The 958-nt window shown below is 64.3% G+C and carries 1 protein-coding gene; it reads right to left on the bottom strand.

Annotated features, from left to right (window positions below; translation table 11 throughout):
- Window positions 1–65 precede the first annotated feature (65 nt).
- Window positions 66–958 (bottom strand): efflux RND transporter permease subunit (locus EOA36_RS36170; RefSeq protein WP_145969541.1); only part of this gene is annotated, 893 nt, incomplete at its 5' end.

Genomic DNA, 958 nt, shown 5'->3' on the forward strand with positions numbered 1-958 from the left:
CGGCTGTGCTGAACTTCCTTGCCGCGCGCTGGTCGATCGAAGGCCGGCTGCTGAAATAGCTATCTCTATTCCGCCGGTTCCACATTGGTGTAGGCGGCTTCCTCGAGTTCGCGCTTCAGCCGCGCTTCCTCATGGGTCTTCGGGGTGACGAAGCGGCCAAGCAGGAGATAGGCGACCGGTGTCAGGAACAGCGTCGAGACGGTGGCCAGGCCAAGCCCGCCGACGATCACCCAGCCGAGCGCCACGCGTGCCTCCGCGCCCGCGCCGGCGGCCAGCACAAGCGGCACACCGCCAAGAATGGTGCAGATCATCGTCATCATCACCGGCCGCAGGCGGATGGTGGAGGCCTGCTCGATCGCTTCGCGTACGCCCAGTCCCCGATCACGCAGTTGATTGGCGAATTCGACGATCAGGATGCCGTTCTTGGCCATGACGCCGACCAGAAGCACCAGGCCGATCTGGCTGTAGGCATTGAGGCTGGTGCCCGACAGCAGCAGCGCGAAAATGGCGCAGGCAAGGCCGAGCGGCACTGTCGCCATGATGATGACGGCACTGACGAAACTCTCGAATTGGGCGGCCAGCACCAAAAGGATGATGATCAGGGCGAAGCCGAAGATGGTGACCATGGCGCTGTTGGTTTCGCCCAATGTGGCGGCTTCGGCCAGCGGCAGGATGCGGCTGCCGGGCGGCAGGAGCGGCGTGGCGATCTCCTCGGCACGCGTCAGCGCATCGCCAAGCGCGAAATTGCCTGAGAGGTTGGAGGTGATTGCCACCGAAGGCTGCTGCTGTTCGCGCGACAGCGACGGCGGCACGGCGCGCTCGGTCAGCGTGGCGATGGTCGACATCGGCACGAAGCGGCCATCCGCCGTCTTGAGGAAGACATTTTCCAGATCGGTCGGGTCGTTGATCGGATTGGTGGTCGAGACCAGCTTCACGCCGTAGCTGCGGTCGGCGATGT

The organism is Mesorhizobium sp. M8A.F.Ca.ET.021.01.1.1 (assembly GCF_003998025.1).
GTDB lineage: Bacteria > Pseudomonadota > Alphaproteobacteria > Rhizobiales > Rhizobiaceae > Mesorhizobium.